The 17,372-nt window shown below is 56.7% G+C and carries 15 protein-coding genes; 8 read left to right on the top strand and 7 right to left on the bottom strand.

All coding sequences use genetic code 11. The annotated features are described in order from the left end of the window. The first annotated feature begins 199 nt into the window (after nucleotides 1–199). Entirely contained in the window at nucleotides 200–1,249 is a 1,050-nt protein-coding gene (locus RB_RS18190; protein WP_011122054.1) for a DUF1559 domain-containing protein, read from the top strand. A 1-nt stretch (nucleotide 1,250) separates the two neighbouring features. Beyond that, nucleotides 1,251–1,697, top strand: coding sequence for a hypothetical protein (locus tag RB_RS18185; protein WP_164922190.1), 447 nt, complete (start codon nucleotides 1,251–1,253; stop codon nucleotides 1,695–1,697). Between the two features lie 33 nt (nucleotides 1,698–1,730). Here RB_RS18185 and RB_RS18180 read toward each other — a convergent pair whose 3' ends face one another. Both RB_RS18180 and RB_RS18175 read right to left on the bottom strand, forming a co-directional pair. Continuing rightward, the gene (locus tag RB_RS18180) at nucleotides 1,731–2,693 is read right to left on the bottom strand and encodes a hypothetical protein (protein ID WP_164922189.1); all 963 of its coding nucleotides are present in this window, start codon (nucleotides 2,691–2,693) and stop codon (nucleotides 1,731–1,733) included. Nucleotides 2,694–2,700: 7 nt separating this feature from the next. After that, nucleotides 2,701–3,639, bottom strand: coding sequence for a hypothetical protein (locus RB_RS18175; protein ID WP_011122051.1), 939 nt, complete (start codon nucleotides 3,637–3,639; stop codon nucleotides 2,701–2,703). Nucleotides 3,640–4,155: 516 nt separating this feature from the next. On the opposite strand from RB_RS18175, the gene RB_RS18170 reads away from it, so the two are divergent. After that, complete coding sequence (locus RB_RS18170; RefSeq protein ID WP_164922188.1) at nucleotides 4,156–6,510, top strand: CHASE3 domain-containing protein; 2,355 nt, start codon at nucleotides 4,156–4,158, stop codon at nucleotides 6,508–6,510. Nucleotides 6,511–6,551: 41 nt separating this feature from the next. Here the strand turns inward: RB_RS18170 and RB_RS18165 are convergent, their stop codons facing one another. From RB_RS18165 to RB_RS18145, 5 genes are all read right to left on the bottom strand, one after another. After that, nucleotides 6,552–7,367: an MIP/aquaporin family protein gene (locus tag RB_RS18165; protein WP_011122047.1), complete on the bottom strand. Its 816-nt coding sequence runs from the start codon at nucleotides 7,365–7,367 to the stop codon at nucleotides 6,552–6,554. A gap of 62 nt (nucleotides 7,368–7,429) precedes the next feature. Then, the gene (locus RB_RS18160) at nucleotides 7,430–8,185 is read right to left on the bottom strand and encodes an SDR family NAD(P)-dependent oxidoreductase (protein WP_011122046.1); all 756 of its coding nucleotides are present in this window, start codon (nucleotides 8,183–8,185) and stop codon (nucleotides 7,430–7,432) included. Nucleotides 8,186–8,239: 54 nt separating this feature from the next. Continuing rightward, entirely contained in the window at nucleotides 8,240–9,370 is a 1,131-nt protein-coding gene (locus RB_RS18155) for an Mrp/NBP35 family ATP-binding protein (RefSeq protein WP_011122045.1), read from the bottom strand. A gap of 38 nt (nucleotides 9,371–9,408) precedes the next feature. After that, nucleotides 9,409–10,746, bottom strand: a complete 1,338-nt coding sequence (locus RB_RS18150; protein WP_011122044.1) for a hypothetical protein — start codon at nucleotides 10,744–10,746, stop codon at nucleotides 9,409–9,411. Nucleotides 10,747–11,051: 305 nt separating this feature from the next. Continuing rightward, nucleotides 11,052–11,255, bottom strand: a complete 204-nt coding sequence (locus tag RB_RS18145) for a hypothetical protein (RefSeq protein ID WP_011122042.1) — start codon at nucleotides 11,253–11,255, stop codon at nucleotides 11,052–11,054. Nucleotides 11,256–11,547: 292 nt separating this feature from the next. On the opposite strand from RB_RS18145, the gene RB_RS18140 reads away from it, so the two are divergent. The 5 genes from RB_RS18140 (at nucleotide 11,548) to RB_RS18120 (ending at nucleotide 17,298) form a co-directional block, all read left to right on the top strand. Beyond that, nucleotides 11,548–13,020, top strand: coding sequence for a prolipoprotein diacylglyceryl transferase (locus RB_RS18140; RefSeq protein WP_007324631.1), 1,473 nt, complete (start codon nucleotides 11,548–11,550; stop codon nucleotides 13,018–13,020). Nucleotides 13,021–13,101: 81 nt separating this feature from the next. Beyond that, complete coding sequence (locus RB_RS18135) at nucleotides 13,102–14,100, top strand: 2-hydroxyacid dehydrogenase (RefSeq protein WP_011122039.1); 999 nt, start codon at nucleotides 13,102–13,104, stop codon at nucleotides 14,098–14,100. Next, nucleotides 14,097–14,852, top strand: coding sequence for a class I SAM-dependent methyltransferase (locus RB_RS18130; RefSeq protein WP_007339994.1), 756 nt, complete (start codon nucleotides 14,097–14,099; stop codon nucleotides 14,850–14,852). The genes RB_RS18135 and RB_RS18130 overlap by 4 nt, the downstream gene beginning before the upstream one ends. Next, nucleotides 14,852–16,198, top strand: a complete 1,347-nt coding sequence (locus RB_RS18125; RefSeq protein ID WP_164922187.1) for an NAD(P)/FAD-dependent oxidoreductase — start codon at nucleotides 14,852–14,854, stop codon at nucleotides 16,196–16,198. The genes RB_RS18130 and RB_RS18125 overlap by 1 nt, the downstream gene beginning before the upstream one ends. Next, nucleotides 16,195–17,298 (top strand): type III polyketide synthase, encoded by a 1,104-nt coding sequence (locus RB_RS18120; RefSeq protein ID WP_011122037.1) that lies wholly within the window; start codon nucleotides 16,195–16,197, stop codon nucleotides 17,296–17,298. Before RB_RS18125 ends, RB_RS18120 begins: the two co-directional genes overlap by 4 nt. The last annotated feature ends 74 nt before the right edge of the window (nucleotides 17,299–17,372 follow it).

Genomic DNA, 17,372 nt, shown 5'->3' with positions numbered 1-17,372 from the left:
AGCTTCGGGGGGCCCCAAGGCGGTGTATTCTGAGGTCTCTTCATGGTTTTTCACCTTGAACATCGTAGGCATCAGAACAACGAGGCTTCCAGGGTTCGCGACGCTAGTATGCGCGCGGCTGGGGTGCTTTCGGAGGGTGAGTGGCGTTTGCGATCGTCTGTGGTGAACACATAGACACATTGCAGACAGGCACGAGGCAATGAGACGAACGACACAGCCGATTGGCAGCACAGATGGCGAGAACACTGGCGACGTAGCGAGGCCATCGCGTCTTGGATTCACGCTGGTGGAGTTGCTGGTCGTCATCGCGATCATCGGAATGCTGGTGGGGCTGTTGTTGCCCGCGGTCCAGGCAGCTCGCGAAGCAGCTCGTCGAGCTGATTGCAGCAATCGATCGCGGCAGCTTGCCCTGGCAATTCACAATTACCACTCGGCATATCGCAAATTGCCAAGAGCGTGGTGGTTGGAGACTCCACCCAAGGCGTTCAACGGTGGCAACTGGATGATGTCCATATTGCCGCAGTTGGAACAACAAGGACTGTATGACCAAATCGATCGAAGCATTTTGCCGGTCGATCAACTCAGTCCCGACAACGTGGCCGCTTTGCAAACGCCGATGTCGTTGTTCATCTGCCCGTCCTCGCCCGGTGGGATTGAATCGCGACGCTACTTGTTCGATTCCAATCCGGCTGGACTGCCGTTCACGGCGACGAACTTGGCCCCGGCGGATTTCTCGCCGACCACGGGTGTGCGTGGCACGTATGCCAACTTCGCCTATGGCGCGACGTTGAGTGGCGGCCGCGAAGGCGCTTTGCAGGTCGTCAGTCCAATTTTCGGTGGCGATCAAGATGGCCGTTTTGCGGACATCTTGGATGGATTGTCTCACACAACTTTGTTTGGCGAACGCACGGGCGGCAACGTTGTCTACAGCGCCGGTCGCGAAGACCCGGTCGCCACTGCCGCGTTGATCGGCGTTGAAGGTGGAGGGTGGGGAGATCTGCTCAACGGCGAACATTGGCTACAAGGTTCGCTGCGAAGTGGCTTGAGTTGGCCGCCGGTTGGCGGGCCTTGCGCGATCAACTGCACAAACGCTCGTGGGTTCGGATTCCACAGCTTTCACGCAGGTGGATGTCACTTTGCATTCGCCGACGGATCCATTCGCTTTATCAACACCAGCATCGAACCGCTTGTGTTTTCGTCCAACATCACGCGACGTGGCCGGGAAGTGATTGCTGAAGATGGAATTTAGGTTGTTAAAACGGCGAAGGATCGTGATGACGGCGATTGGTCAACAGTTGGGTTTGGTTTTGCTGCTCGGGCTAATGGTTGGTTGCACCGGCAAAAAACCAGACGATGGAATGGTTCCGGTCAGCGGTGTCGTGGAAGTGGACGGCGAGCCAGCGGTTGGCGTCGTCATTGAGCTGCATCCTCCATCCAAAGCACCATCGCTCGCAATGGGAATCACATCGGAAGGTGGGCGTTTTGAAATCAGCACGCTGACGCAAGGTGATGGGGTGAAGCCGGGAACCTACGACATCACCTTCGTATGGAGCGAGTTCAACATTGTCACGCGTTCTCAAGAAGGCGATCGATTGAACGGACGCTATGCGAAACCGGACCAGGCGTCTATTCAGTGGACGGTGCCGGACGAAGAGTCCTGGGACGCCGGTACAATTCAATTGTCCAGCGAAAAGTGACTGCTCTCCAAATCGACGCCAATTGTGTCGATGTCACTGCGCTGCGGCCACTACCACCAAAAACAACAATGCCAAGGCGATCGCACCGCAGATCGTGAGCACGATTTTTGCCGTGGAGTAGGGGGCGGTTCCCGTTAGGTCTTGTGCGTTTTGTCCGCTAATGACGACCCGGTAAAGCTGGTCGTGGTAGCGATACGCCATGACATAGGCGGGCAGCGACAATCGCCGAGTGGTCAGCCCTTTCACGACGGTTTCGACGTGAACGTTGCGAAAGCTTGAACCGGGGATTTGAGTTTCCTCGACGTGCTTTTTTGCCATCAAACGCAAGGCGTCACGGACTTGCCGTCGAGCCTGAGATCGCTGGACGTCAAACTGCTCTCTCGTCACACCGTCTTCGCGGTTGGGAGTCGCTCGCGCGGTGCGAAGATCCAGTCGCCGGCTGACGGTAACTGCTTCCGGTTGCGACAGTCCACGTGATGCGGACACGAGGATGTTTTGAAACACCACGTCGGTTTGTCCGGAATGAGGTGCCCAGCTTGATCTTCGCGAATTGGCGTTGGAGTCCGCGGCCCAACTGATTTTGCACTCGGTGTCGAAGACCCATGCGACCCAGTACAGCGGATGCAGGTCATCCACGTGCGAAGCGGAGGTCAGATCGCTGGGGCGGAACCAACCAAGTGAACCAAGCCATTGCCGAAGTGCACGCTGAGCATCATCGGGAGTCAGCAGAAAGGGTAGGTAGGCTTCGGTTTGTTCCATCGGGTCGACGATGGTTTCGATCTCTACAATTCCGTCGCAAAACGAACATCGCAGGGCTTGATGCTCTGGGTCGAACGCGACCGCAGCACCGCAACCTTTGCAACGAAGGATCTTCGCGGAGACGTTCTGTTTTGTGGTTTCGTTTGGAGGTGACGATTGACCACAGATCGAGCATCTCAAGTCACCGTGTTCGAGCGGCGTGTCGCAGCGAGAGCAAACGGAAATGATTTCAGGCATCGTCAGCTCACTGCATGGCGGAAAGAAGAACGATGAATGCAATGAACAATAGCACGGCACCGACAACCAACGCGATTTTGGTGGTCGATGTGGGCACGCTGCCGCCGACTCGCCCCGTTTGTCCGTTGACCAAAATTTGCACCGGAGGTTGGTTTTCGTCGTAGCGGACGGCGAAACACCAAATGGGCAAAAGCACGAGGTCGATCACTTCGCGAGAGAGTTGCGTGCGATGTTCCAGGTTCCGATGGGAGTCGCCGGGCATGAAGTTTTTCAGTTGCGAACCAACTTTCGCGATTGTTTCACCATGTGCCAACTGAAAACAAGTCGCTTGGTCTCTGGACGGGAGCTCCGCCAGCCACCCCGTGATGATCGATGGCGAATACCGACGAAGCGCTCGCAGGTCAAACGGTTCGATCGCTTCTAGGGAATCATTGTCGGTGCCTTTGGATGCGGTCACGATTACATCCAGGACATAACACGAGTGTTGCCCGGTGAGACTCCGCCACTCGGTTTTTGTGACAGTTCGAGTTCGTGTGACTTGTTTGCCGTTGGAGTCGGTCGTCGTATAGGTTTCCGTCTCCGTGTAGTTCTCGCCGATGCTGGCGGAATACTGTGTGTCGGCAACCGCGCCGTACAAATACGCTGGAAGATACACCCCGCGAGTGCAGTTTGGTGCGGCTCGTTTGAAATCGGAGCGAGCGAACCAGTGGGCTCGACCGATCCATTGTTTGACGAGCTCGGTGGCTCGTTCTTGGTCCACGACAAAGCCGATTGCGAATGTCGGCGTGGGGCGGTTTTTTGACGGCGGACGTTGGATCACCGATGGTGAGGCACAGTACGGACAAATTGTCGCTAGCATGCCCGACAGACCCGTCAACGCAGCACCGCATGATTGACACGCAATCTCCTGCAGTTCAGGTTCGGTCGTCAATTCCGCGGTAGGCATTCCGGACAGGTCTCGCTTTGTCTAATAAGGTCGTCGGTGAAGAGGTCGCCAGTGGACAGGCGAGTTCTTTCGTGGATCGGGGCGCAGGATGTCTGCTTTGATAGCAACAAAAACCGGCTCGATCGACACGAGAGCTCTCCAGGTGTCGCGGTCGGCTGTGCCGGGAAGGTGTACATGCTTATGGCGGTTCATCAATGCTTTCGCGAATGACGGCTTGACGATCAGCTTGAGAGGATACACTCAAAAGGACTCGTGGTTTTCGAAGCGGTCCATTGTCCATTCGATGCAATGGGTCAGCGGAATTGACCAAACTGCGAGGATGGATTTCAATTCCTTTCTGACAAGGAAGACAATCTAAGTAAGTTCCACTGGATGGGGAGCGGAAGAGTTTTTTAGCTTCCGCCGGTAAGCTGTGTCCCTTGTCTCCGCATTGAAGTGGCAAACAGTCGGTGACATCGACGCATCGTGGCCCGTCTCGGTGACGCCGCCCATTTCGAAGCGCTCTTTCACGCGAGGATGGAAGCACGGGTGAATTCGACCGCAACGACCGAAAATCAACGAAGCCTGACTCGCAGTTTGGTCAACCCGCTCGCGGTGGCCGTGGTGATGATCGTGTTGATCATCAGTGGGGTGATCGCATTTCATAACATTCGTGAACTGCAGGAAACGCGACTGAAGGTCGGTTTGACGCTGAAGGTCTTGGCTTCTTTGGCTGAGATTGAGGGTGCCGTGATGGATGCCGAACGTGGGCAACGGGACTACTTGATCACGGACGATCAGCGGCATTTGGAGCCTTTCAAGGAAGCCGTCAAACGCACCAGGGAGAGCCTCGATCAATTCGAGAAGCTGACTCAAGACCATGCGGTCCAGCGAGCCAAGTTCAACTATCTTCGAGAGAACGTCGAAGAACGAATCAAGCATCTCAATGCCGTGTTGGATATTCGAGCTGAAGAAGGTCCCGAGGCCGCTCGCGCCGCCGTGATCCAGAATTTGGACCAGAACTTGATGGGGAAAATCGACGATCTGGCCATCTCGATGCGGAAGATTGAAGAGGACCTGTTGGTTGTTCGCGAAGCGATGGCGACGCGAGCCTATCGCAGCGGGATCGTAACCTCGGTGTCATCCACTTTGATTGGTCTGATTCTCGTCGGCAGCGTGCTGTATCTGTTGGAACGCAATCGCCGCAAGGCGGAACGGGATGCGTTGATGTTGAACGCGACTCGAGAACGAGTTCAGTTGGCATTGGATGCGGCAGAGATGGGAGCATGGAACATCGACCCCGAGACGAACACCCTGCAAACCGATGAACGGTACCGCCGAATTCACGGTGTCGAACAGGAAGAGATGACGTTTGAGGATTCTTTGAAACGAATTCACCCGGATGATCGAGCGAGGGTTCGACAAGCCGTGCGAGCATCGATGTCACCGTTGGACCCATCGCCCTATTCGGTTGAATACCGGGTCGTTCACCGGGACGGGTCTATCCGCTGGGTATCGAGCAAGGGGATCGCTCGAGCCAGTCGCCGCCGCGGGAAAGCGGTGCTGACCAGTTTCGATGGCACGGTTGCGGATGTGACCGAACGCAAACGCCAAGAGGAACGCTTGCAACGCAGTGAGCAAATCGCGTTGGCGGCCAATCAATCCAAAAGTGAGTTCTTGGCCAACATGAGCCACGAAATTCGGACTCCCATGGCGGCAATCCTCGGCTACGCGGACGTCTTGCTCGGCCATTTGGAAGATCCCGACAATCGCAATTGCGTGATGATCATCAAACGCAACGGCGAGCACTTGTTGTCATTGATCAATGACATACTCGACTTGTCTCGCATCGAGGCGGGCAAGCTCAGCGTGGACGCAGAGTCGGTTCCATTGCCCCGGTTGGTGGGCGATATCCAGTCTTTGATGCAGGTCCGAGCGGACGAGAAAAACGTCGACTTTCAAGTCGAGTTCGAGGGCCGCGTGCCACAGTCGATCGAAACTGATCCAACTCGCCTGCGGCAGGTGTTGATCAACTTGATTGGCAACGCGATCAAGTTCACCGACGAAGGCAGCGTGAGATTGAAAGTTCGTTTTATGAAAGGTGCCGATCCTCCGGTCGTCGAGTTCTCGATTGTCGACACCGGAATCGGGATCAGCAAAGAACAGCAGGATCGGTTGTTTAAACCGTTTTCGCAGGGCGACGCTTCCGTGACCCGAAAATACGGCGGCAGTGGTTTGGGGCTGGCCATCAGCCAGCGTTTGATCGAGATGATGGACGGCGAGATGTCGCTGGAAAGCGAACTCGGCGAGGGGTCGACATTTTTTGTCCGGTTGCCCGTTCATTCGGTCGAAGGCATCGAGTTGGTGACACCCGACTTGGTCAAACAACCATCGCGGCCGGAAGAGTTGCTAGCGGAAATTCCAAAGTTGGACTGCCGTGTTTTGGTGGTTGATGATCGCAGAGATGTCCGTCACATCAGTCAGCACTTCCTCGAAAAAGCGGGAGCGAAAGTTGATACGGCAGAAGACGGCCAGCAAGGCGTGGATGCTGCCATCCAGGCTCGTGACTCGGGGCATCCATACGATTTGATCGTGATGGACATGCAGATGCCCGTCGTTGATGGGCTGCAAGCGACCGCGTTGTTGCGATCGGCTGGGATTGATTGGCCAATCATTGCCCTCACCGCTGACGCGATGAAAGGTGACCGTGATCGGTGCCTCAACGGCGGGTGCGACGACTATCTGTCCAAGCCCATCGATCACATTCAATTGGTCAGCATGGTGGCCAACTACACCCACGAAATGGATGTGAGCGAGTTGGTTCAACGCCGGCATTTGCGTGCGGATCAGTTGCAAGAAAAGATCGAACGCGAGGACCGGTCACGGTCCTGATGGCGATACCAACATTGCCGCGACGATTGGCTCGCGGTGGTCTACAAAAACGAGTTGACGACAACGGCCAGGGCGGCACCGGTGAGCGGACCAAGCACGGGTACCCAGGCATAGGACCAATCGCTTCCTTGTTTCCCTTTGATTGGTAGCAAGGCATGAATCAATCGCGGGCCGAGGTCTCGGGCCGGGTTGATCGCGTAGCCGGTTGTTCCTCCCAGCGACAAACCGATGCCGAAGACAAGCAAACCGACGGGTAGCAACCCGATCGAGCCCAGTCCGAGCACGGGGTCAGTGTCGACCGGTTCCGGTCCAGAGCTGAAACCGGGGGCAACCATCAAGAAGATAGGCAGGATCAATGCGAACGTGCCAATCATTTCACAGACAAACGCTTGCGGAAGTTTGCGAATGCTAGGTGCTGTGCTGAAACAGGCCAACATGCCATCCGGGTCGTCCGACGCTTCTCGAAAATGTTCGCGGTAAAAGACGTAGACCAACGCTGCCCCAGCCATTGCACCCAACATTTGAGCGCCGATGTACCCGCCACTGTCCAGCAGACCGAATTCTGTGTCCGCCCAGTACATCGCGAAGGTGACGGCAGGATTCAGATGTGCCCCACTGAATTCGCTGGCACAGAACGCTCCGATGAAAACGGCGATGCCCCATCCCGCGGCGATCACGATCCAGCCACCATTGTTCCCGTTGGTCTTTGGCAGAACGACGTTCGCGACCACTCCATTGCCAAACAAGATCAGGAACATCGTCCCAACAAACTCTGCGACGTACGGATGCATGGTTCCACCTTTCTTCAGTATTCGTTTGACCGCCAAGACGCTGGAATGCGCGGACTTGGTCGCCAAATCGCATCACCTCCAACGGTTCACTGAACGAGAGGCCGCCTCAGGTTTTTGGTGAACAGGCACTAACCTAACGTTTGGCCGCCATCGACGGGGAGAAGCTGGCCGGTTGTCATGCTGGTTCCCGTCGCAAAAAACAGCACCGCGTCGGCGATATCTTCTGGCTGAGATGCCTTGGGAATCGGGTAATCCGCGACCATTTCCTCAAGATCCCAGTTCGGATTGCCCTGTCGAATCCAACGGCTGTCGATTGGGCCGGGGCAGACGGCGTTGACGCGAATTTTGGGGGCGAGAGCACGGGCCAGCGATTTGGTGAGCGTGTTCAATCCACCTTTGCTGGCACAGTACGCAATCGACGAACCCGAACCGGTGATTCCCGCAACGGAACTCACGTTGACGACGGAGCCACCTTCGCCCTCGCGAAGCAATTCGGCGGCGGCTCGTGTGACAAAGAAGGGACCTTTCAAATTCACGCCGAGGATGCGGTCCCACATCGGTTCGGTGAGCGTTTCGAGTTCAGAATGTTCAATGAACTCGGTGGTAGCCGCGTTGTTGATCAGGCAATCCAGCCGTCCAAAGGTTTCGCCAATCTGATGGATCATCGCGCGGACATCTTCATCGATCGACACATCACATCGGACCAACATGGATTTCGCGCCGAGGGCTTCCACGTCGGCGGCTGTTTGTTTGGCCTCTGCTTCACTGCGTGAATAGTTGACGATGACATCGTGACCTTGCCGGGCCAGTCCGATTGCGCAGGCTCGCCCCACACCAGTGGCGGCGCCAGTGACCAAAGCAACGGGACGTGATGAAGAAGACATCGAGGACTCGGTGGGGAATGGAAAAAGGTGGTCGAGTTCAATCAGCCCGTTGGACTACAGCGTCGGCAGCGAAGCTTTAGGCGGTGCCGAAGCGGCTTTCGCGGCCAGATTGCGAACCAATGAACGAGCGACTTGGTCAAACGGTGCGCGGGCGCGATGATCGTTCGCGAGAACCTCGGCCAATTTGCCCGCGTCACCGGCTTCACGAAGTGTGATGTCGATGGGCAATCCACCTAGATAAGGAACGGTGAGTTCTTCGGCTTTGTCGCGAGCACCACCACGACCGAAGATGTCGTAGGTCTTGCCACAATCCGGGCAAGTGAATCCGCTCATGTTTTCCACCATGCCCGCGATCGGAATGTTGACTTTGCGGAACATGCTGATGGCTTTGACCGCGTCCAGCAGGGCGACTTCCTGTGGGGTGCAAACCACGACAGCACCCGTGATTGGGATCGCTTGCGACAGCGTCAATGCGATGTCGCCGGTGCCCGGTGGCATGTCAATGACCAAGTAATCCAGTTCGCCCCAGGACGTGTCACGTAGGAATTGTTGGATCGAACCGTGCAGCATCGGACCACGCCAAATCACGGCTTGGTCCGGTTCCAGCAGGAATCCCATCGACATGACGGGCATTGCGCCTTCGGTTTCGGGTGGGACTCCTGATTCGCCATTGGGGCCGAGGCGAATCGGTTCAATTTTTTTGTCTTCGGAGATCGCGGGACGACCGGACAATCCCAGTAAATGCGGGACGCTGGGGCCGTAAACATCGGCGTCCATGAGGCCGACAGTCGCACCCAATCGGCGAAGTGTCAGTGCCAAAGACGTTGCCACGGTGCTCTTGCCAACGCCACCTTTGCCGCTGCCGACCAGGATCACGCTTTTGGCTTTCAAGCCAACCTGACCCAGTCGAGCTGGTGGGCGAGCATGAACAGGTGTTTGCACCTGGATGGTTTTTCCCGGTGCCACCGTCAAAGCCAGATCGCGAATCGTGTCCGCGATCTCGTCGGCGATGGGTTGGCAGTGGGACGTGATTCCCACAGACAGTTTGATCGTGTCGCCATCCAGCGTGATTTCGCCCAATTGCCCGGTGCTTTCGATTGGCCGTCCGGTTTCAGGATCCGGGTGTTGGCCGATTCGTTCGCGAAGAGAGGCGATCAGGGCGTCGGGTTCGACGGGAGTCGTCATTTCAAAAACCAGGGGCGATCAAGACCAGGGAAGTGGTGTCACGAGTTGGCATCCAGCAATTCGCCGATGTCCAGCAAGTGAACTTGGCGTCCGCCTTCGTTCTGGTCAACCGCGTGCGGGCTGTCGATCGCAACTGTACGTCCATCAGGGCTGCATCGTGGGTGCGTGTCGCAACGCCATTCGCCGGTGTAGCGTTTGGGCGATGGGAAATGCCCAAGATCAAATCGTCGGTCGCTGGGAGCGTGATACAGGTAAACCGTTTGACGTCGGGACTTGCTCGGGTAGGTATCGTTGAGAATCCAATCCCCGTAGTCGCCCGCCAGGTAAGTGTTGTGCCCGTTGGTTGGCATCTTGCCGGCGCCAACCGGACGAACAGCATCGGTTTGATCGTCAAAGACATAGAAACCATTGGGTTTGCCGGCGGGCCGGGTCCACATGGTCACGGCATCGTCGCCTTTCCAAATGAAGTGCGATGTGTAGCCGGATGGATCGAGCACATGCAGATCCGAGCCGTCCATGTTGGCGGTCAACATACGCGTGACAAAACCGCCTTTGTACTGCAGTGTCGACGGATCGAATTCAGGACGATACCGGTGCAGCACAATGAAGCGGGTGCCGGATGGGTTGATCAGAAGGTGATTGAAATAGTGCCACGCGTCGGCATGTTTGTCGCCATCGGGCCAAGGCAATTGAGCGACCTGGGCCAGGGACAAAATCAGTTCGCTGCGGCCGGTTTGCAGGTCCACTCGCCAAACGCCGGATGCCTCCGGGGCTCGCTCGTCAACGTGCGGATCAGCAAGTCCGGAATAACCGTAGCCAGGTCGAAGGTTGTTGATCCGCCGGAAATCAGCGGACAAACCAGTCCGTCCGTCTTGGCTGATCGTGTAGATCGGTCGATCAATCGTTTTCGTCTGGCCCGACGTCAGGTCACGGATGCGGCACACAAACCGATCGCCATCTTGGTCGTTCCAAAGAACGCGTTTGCCGTCTTGGCCGACGAACTGCAGCATGCATCCTTGTTGCCACCCCCAAGCCTGACTGGTGCCCAACGGGATCCATTGATTGTCGTTGGCGGTGTCCACGTATCCAACTCCAATGCGATCCTCGGCGTTGGGGCTGCGGCCTTCAAAGTCGACTTCGTTGGACAGCACGAAGCGGCCGGTGGGATCGAATTCTTGTTTGTCGTAGTAGCCAAACCAGTGAAATTTGGGCCCGTGAGTGATCGTTCGCGCCGGAACAAAGGTTTCTAGCGGACCGGTTTCGCTCGCGGTTTCCTTCGCGAAAGGCAGCGAGGAGGAACTCGCAAGCAAGGCGGATCCGGCGGCGAGATTGGTTGCGAGGAATTGGCGGCGGGGGAGCGGATTGAAGCGTGGCATCGGAGCGACTCCGGTGGGGAGGGTGGGGGAGGGAGCTGAGGCGGGAGATGGGCGGCGCGATGAGCCGAGGCGATGCGAGGGCCCAAGCCAACGAACCGGCCCAGCAGTTTAGTTGATTGGCGGTCGCCACCGTGGCGTGATCGCTCGGGTCAGCGAAGACTCGAGCGTGCAGCAACACGGGGCTGCAACAACGCGGGCTACGTTAATCGCGGAGCCAGCCGCGAGACTAATGCCTTAGCCACGAGCGTTTCCTAGAACGACTCGGACGAAATCGGCGGACAAAAGACGTCGCCGAGGGGGCTTCGCTACCGCTGTTCGCGGTAGGTGGTGAAGCTGAGGAAGGCCAGCAAACCAGAGAAAATGACGAAACCGAGGTTCATCAGCATGCTGGCGGATCCGAGCGGAGCCATGTCGCTCATTCCAGCCACGCCCAACAGCAAATCGGCTCCAAATAGCACCAACAGCAAGATGGACGCCACAAGGCTAACTAGACAAAGAGCCTTGGGCATGGACGGGAACCTCGATCAATTTCGGAGAATCAGGATGCAATTGGAGCGGGACACAGGTCCCGGTTTGGGCGAGACGATCCGCTCGCGTGGCAAGGATAACAAACTCGCCTTCTAGGTTTGGCCGTCAGTATAGTTCAACCAAAAGAAAATACCCAAGTTCCCGTGATTTCGCCATTTCCCCGCGGCACTTCGGTCGGTCTGGACCGGTTGGAACAGTTGTCACGAGCCAATTCGCCTATCGTTTCAGGCCGAACGATGCGACGATAAAGGCAAGTGCCACCGGAATTTGGAAGTGGCGAGAACCGTGCGAATTCCGCACGCATTTGACGGACTGACCCTCTCTCGACAGGCAACCATGCGTCGGACGCTGTTTTTGATCCCTCACGAATTCGCGGGCTGGCCCATTTTTGGGATTGGTTGGGCGTTGCTGTTCTTGTTGATTGCCGTTTTGGCCTATGTCGGCTGGGAATCCCGCCGCGGTGGTTTGGGTGCTTCCACCGCCATTCGTCAGATCGCAGGCTTTGCCGTGATGGCCGCGGTGATTCTGGTGGTCGTGGTCCCGAGAACCGAGTTGGTCAACACTTTGGGCGATCCGGTCGGTGTCGCGGTCCGTGGCTACGGAATGTTCTTGATGCTGGCCGCGATTGCGTCGGTTGGCTTGGCGGCTTGGCGAGCCGAGCGTGCCGGGTTGGGAGCCGACTCGATTCTGCAATTGGCGCCCTGGACGTTCATCGGTGGGCTTTTGGGGGCTCGTGTTTTTTACGTCACGCAGTACTACGAAGATTTCCTGCGGCCGACCTGGGGTGAAACCCTGATGGCAATGGCGGCGCTAAACCAAGGCGGATTGGTCGTCTATGGCGGATTCATCGGTGGGTTCATTGCATCGTTGATCGCGTTGAAGCGACATCAAACGCCGATCTGGCGAATCGGAGACGTGATCATCCCTTGCGTGTTCGTAGGGTTGCTGTTTGGTCGATTGGGGTGCTTGATGAACGGATGCTGCTACGGTGGCGCGTGCGAAGCGGGACCATTGGCGGTTCAATTTCCGGCGGGCTCACAGGTCCATGCTGAGCAGTTGTTGTCGGGCGAATTGCTGGGCATCGAAGGGCATCCGGTCGTGTCGGACGAGGAGCCACCCGCCGGTCAATCGCAGATGGTTGTGGATTCGGTGCGTCCAGATTCGTTGGCCAACCAAGCGGGAGTGAAGAAGGGCGAAACGCTGACGATCGCCCTGGATCCATCCTATCGGGACCAAGTGCCGTTGGATCGGCCCGCGGAAGAAGCTTTACCAGGCGTTGTCGTGCTAAGAGATGACGAAGTTGTGGCGAGATTTTCGCCGCGTGATTTGCCCTCGATTGCGGATCCCGTTTGGGGCACGCAAATTATCAGTTCCGTGTTCGCCGCCATCATGTTTGTTGTTTTGCTGATTGTGGAACGAATCCTGCATCGGCCGTCCAAGCAAACGGATGACGCCGTGACGGAGCGAGCTATCACGGGAGGACGTCGGCCGGGTGTTCTGATGCTGGTCGGCTTCATCGCCTACGGTGTGCTTCGAATCGTGTTGGAGTGGATTCGCGTCGACGAGAAGGGTCAATTTGGCACTTCGTTGTCGATCTCGCAGTGGGTCAGTTTGGTCGTTATCGCGGCCAGTTTGGTGACACTGTTCATTCGTTGGCGTGGTGTGGACTCGACGTCGGAGCAAACTCCTGGTGGCGGGAACACGAACGTGGTTGGCGGATCGGATGCGGCGGCGGCCGGATTGTGATGAGTCGACGACAGACTGTTTTTCGTCCTCATCGAAACCCATTTAGATTGATTGAGATACTTTGAATATTGAGAGCGGTTCATGAAGATCGCCTGCTTCAGCACCAAGCCCTACGACGAGCAGTTTTTGTCAGCGGCTTCGGAAAAGTTCGAGCATGAATTTGTGTTCCTGGAACACCGGTTGGATGCGTCGACCGTGGTGTTGGCGGAGGGATGCGATGCCGTGTGTGCCTTCGTCAACGACACGTTGGATGCTTCTGTGCTCCAGCGAGTCAGCGAGGTTGGAATCGGCTTGCTCGCCATGCGATGCGCCGGCGTCAACAATGTCGACTTGGACGCCGCCGCGAAGTTTGGTGTTCGCGTTGTGCGAGTTCCTCGTTATTCGCCGTATGCGGTGGCGGAGCATACGATCGGATTGATTTTGACTTTGAATCGGAAGATTCACAAAGCATACAACCGAGTGCGTGAGAACAACTTTTCGATCGATGGGTTTTTGGGTTTCGATTTGCACGGCCGAACGTTTGGCGTGATCGGTACCGGTGCGATCGGTCGTACGCTGGCTGGGATCGTGGGCGGTTTTGGTTGCCGCGTGTTGATGTACGATCCTTATCCGAATGACGAGGCCAAAAAGCTTGGCGAATACGTTGATCTGGATCGATTGCTGGCCGAGTCTGATTTGGTTTCTCTGCAGTGCCCGCTGACCCCGGACACATATCATTTGATCGATGCCGAACGACTGAGCAAAATGAAACGCGGTGCGATGTTGGTCAACACATCGCGAGGTGGATTGGTCGATACTTCTGCGGCTATTGAAGGTTTGAAGTCCGGCCAGTTGGGCGGGTTTGCCTTGGATGTCTACGAAGAGGAATCAGGCGTGTTCTTTGAAGATCTGTCACAGCAGGTCATGCAGGATGACGTGCTTTCGCGTTTGATGACATTTCCAAATGTCTTGATCACTTCTCACCAAGCCTTCTTCACACGAGAAGCACTGGAAACCATTGCGGAAACGACGCTTCAAAGCATCGATGCGTTCAGCCGCGATGAAGAGTTGGTCAATGAGGTGGTTGCCACACCATCATGACCTTTGCACGCATTCGCAGTGATGAGTGGATGGACGATCCCGGTTTGGATCCAGATCGACATCGGCAGGCTTTGGCTGGATTGGCTCGGTTGAACCGAATCAGTTTGGTCTCGCGTGTGTTTTACCCTCGGTTGGTTCGATTGGCGTCGCAGCAACCGCGTCGACCTCTGCGCATTTTGGATGTTGCCAGCGGCAGCGCGGACCTGCCGATCGATTGGTTGTGCCGGGCCAAGCGACAGGGCATCCAGATGGAGGTCACCTCGCTGGATCGCAGTGAAACCGCCATGGATTTTGCTTTGGAGTCGGCCAAGGCTGCTGGCGTGACCTTGGGCACTGTCGTGCGGGATTGCTTGGTGGATGGATTGCCGTCTGGATTTGATGTCGTGACCAATTCCTTGTTCATGCACCATTTAGAAAACTATCAAGCGGTCCGGTTGATCCAGGAAATGTGGCGCGTGAGTGAACGCTCGGTGCTGATCTGTGACCTGGATCGATCATCGGTGAACCTTGCTTTGGTCGCCGCCGCATCGCGGTTGGTCTCGCGCAGCGACATCGTTCACCACGATGCAACGGCCAGTGTTCGAGCTGCGTACAGTCGCCCTGAGTTTTCGTCGCTTCTTCGACAAGCGATGGGATACGACATTCCCGTCCGCATTTCTTTTCCCTGCCGATTCCTTGCAGCGATCGATCAAGCCTGCGTGGCAGAAAGGGTGGGGGCACCTTCACCAATTCTGTCGGGTGCCATTCCGTGATGAGCCTCGCCGAATCAGGTTCCTCGATTGAAACTCGGGACTTGGGCAAGGTCGCAATCATTGGTGCGGGCGTGGCAGGTTGTGCTGCGGCAATTCGGTTTGCGCAACGTGGTGCCAAGGTCACCTTGTTCGAGCGATCGGTTTTTCCTCGCGAAAAAGTTTGCGGGTGTTGTTTGGGGGCTGCGGGATTGGCTGCGCTGGATGCAATCGGTGCCGGCGAATCAGTTCGCGATCTCGGGCTGCCGACCAAGTTCTTTCGTGGCTACTTTCAAGTGACGAAAGCTAGCTCAGCGGTGACACAGATGGTGGGCGAGAAAGCGTCGCGTGTTCCCCCGGTACGTATTCCAATTCGTGAGGGCATCGCACTTTCGCGTGCGGAATTGGATCAGCATCTTTTGACGTTGGCGATCGAGGCCGGTGTGGAAGTGCGGCAGCCATGCGAAGCCACCATCGTGGCGGAGTCCGACAAAAGCGTTTCAATCGACATCGGAACGGGATCGCCAGAGGCTTTTGACTTGATGGTTGTTGCGGCGGGGCTGACCGGACGTTTTCGGCAACGCGATGTGGCGGATCTTCGGTGGGTTGAAACGCCCAATGGCCCAATGGGTTTATCCGCTCATATGAGTCGCGATGACGCAAATCAGATTGATTGGATTTTGGAATCTGGTGAAATCCAAATGCACTGTGGGCATGACGGCTATGTCGGGATCGTCTGTCTTCCGAACGGAAATCTTGACATCGCTGCCGCTGTTCATCCCGGCAAGAAGGGTGCCTCTGGAGAGGGGGTTGGTAGGATGGCGATCCAAATGCAAACGCTGGCATTGTTATTGGATTCGGGGCTGTTTGATTCGTCACAGTCGCGAAAACTGGAGCATTGGTTTGCGGAAGCGGCACGCTGGCAAACCACCCCACCGCTGAGGCGAAGAAGGGTGAGCGGCCGAGGCCGTGTTGTCGCGATTGGGGATGCGGCAGGCTATGTTGAACCGCTGACGGGCGAAGGAATGACGTGGGGGATTGAGAGCGGTTTGGTGGTGGCTGATTTGTGGGCTTTGTATCGGTTGGGGCAGATGACGCCTAACGGTGAAGCCGATTTTGGTGCAAACTGGGATCGTCGAGCAGTGAAGTTTCAAACCCGCCGTCGGCATTTATGTCGTTGGGTCACCGGGATGGTTCGGTATCGTCCGGCTCGCTGGTTAGCATGTCATGGTCTACGACGTGCTCATTGGTTGGCGACTCCTTTCACTCGTAGTCTCGCAAACGGACCGCGTTTCGACGCAACGTCCTCCATCCATCGCACCGCAATGAGCTTCGCGGACGCTTCTCTTCGGACTCACGTCTCTTCATGACTGCCCAGATCTTATCGATTGCGACGGCTCAGCCAACGCACAAGGCCGACCTTGCGTTCTCAACTCACTGCGCCCAAAGCATGTCATGCGAGGACGAATCGCAGGCTGTGAAATTGGCCAAGCTGTATCGTCGAACCGGGGTCGATACTCGCGGAAGTGTGTTGGTTGAAAAAGGCGATGCAGGCGAGCTGACTCAATCTTTTTATCCACCCATGCAAGATGGTTGCGATCGTGGCCCGACGATGGCCACTCGCAACGAACGCTTTGCTGAGGAAGCACCCGCACTAGCGTGCCGAGCCGGGCAGGGAGCGCTCGATGGCAGCGGTATATCGTCGGACGATGTCACGCACGTGGTCACCGTCACTTGCACCGGGTTCACCGCGCCGGGGATCGATGTGCAATTGATTGACAAGCTCGGTTTGCCGATCACGACCCAGCGAATTCAAGTCGGGTTCATGGGCTGTCACGGTTTAGTCAACGCGCTCCGGACCGCACGCGGTTTGGTCGCGGCCGACTCCGACGCGGTGGTGTTGATCGTTTGCATCGAACTTTGCAGTCTGCACTATCAGTACGGATACGATGCCCAGCGGATCGTGTCAGGATCTTTGTTCGCCGATGGTTCGGCGGGTTTGATTGTTGCCGGCGATGATTGCCCCGCATCAGGTGTCGATACACCGCTGGGTGAAATCGTCTCGGTCGGTTCGTGTTTGATTCGCGACAGTCATGACGCCATGACTTGGCGGATCGGCGACAACGGATTCATCATGACGCTTGAAGCCAGCGTGCCTGGTTTCATCGAAACGAACCTTCGTGAGTTTCTCGTGCCGTGGTTAGCCAAGTCAGGATTGGATTTGGATTCGATCGGTGGTTGGGCGGTGCATCCCGGCGGCGTTCGGATTTTGCAGTCGGTTGAAACCGCGTTGGAATTGCCTTCGGGCGCTCTCGATGTTTCGCGGGAAGTGTTGCGAGAACACGGCAACATGTCGTCAGCCACACTCGGGTTTGTTCTGCAGAAATTCCAGCAGCGAAACGTTCCTGGTCCTTGGTTGATGCTTGGATTTGGCCCGGGGCTCGAAATCGAAGTCGCGGTCGTCCGCTGAGTGGTCTTGGTCGATTTTTCTGCAAGGATGTCTTTTGCCCCCTGAGGTCTTCTGACGGGGCGTGAGGGCGGTTA

Origin of the sequence: Rhodopirellula baltica SH 1 (assembly GCF_000196115.1) — a bacterium.
Taxonomy (GTDB): Bacteria; Planctomycetota; Planctomycetia; order Pirellulales; family Pirellulaceae; genus Rhodopirellula; species Rhodopirellula baltica.
This window is presented reverse-complemented; position numbering and strand designations above follow the sequence as displayed.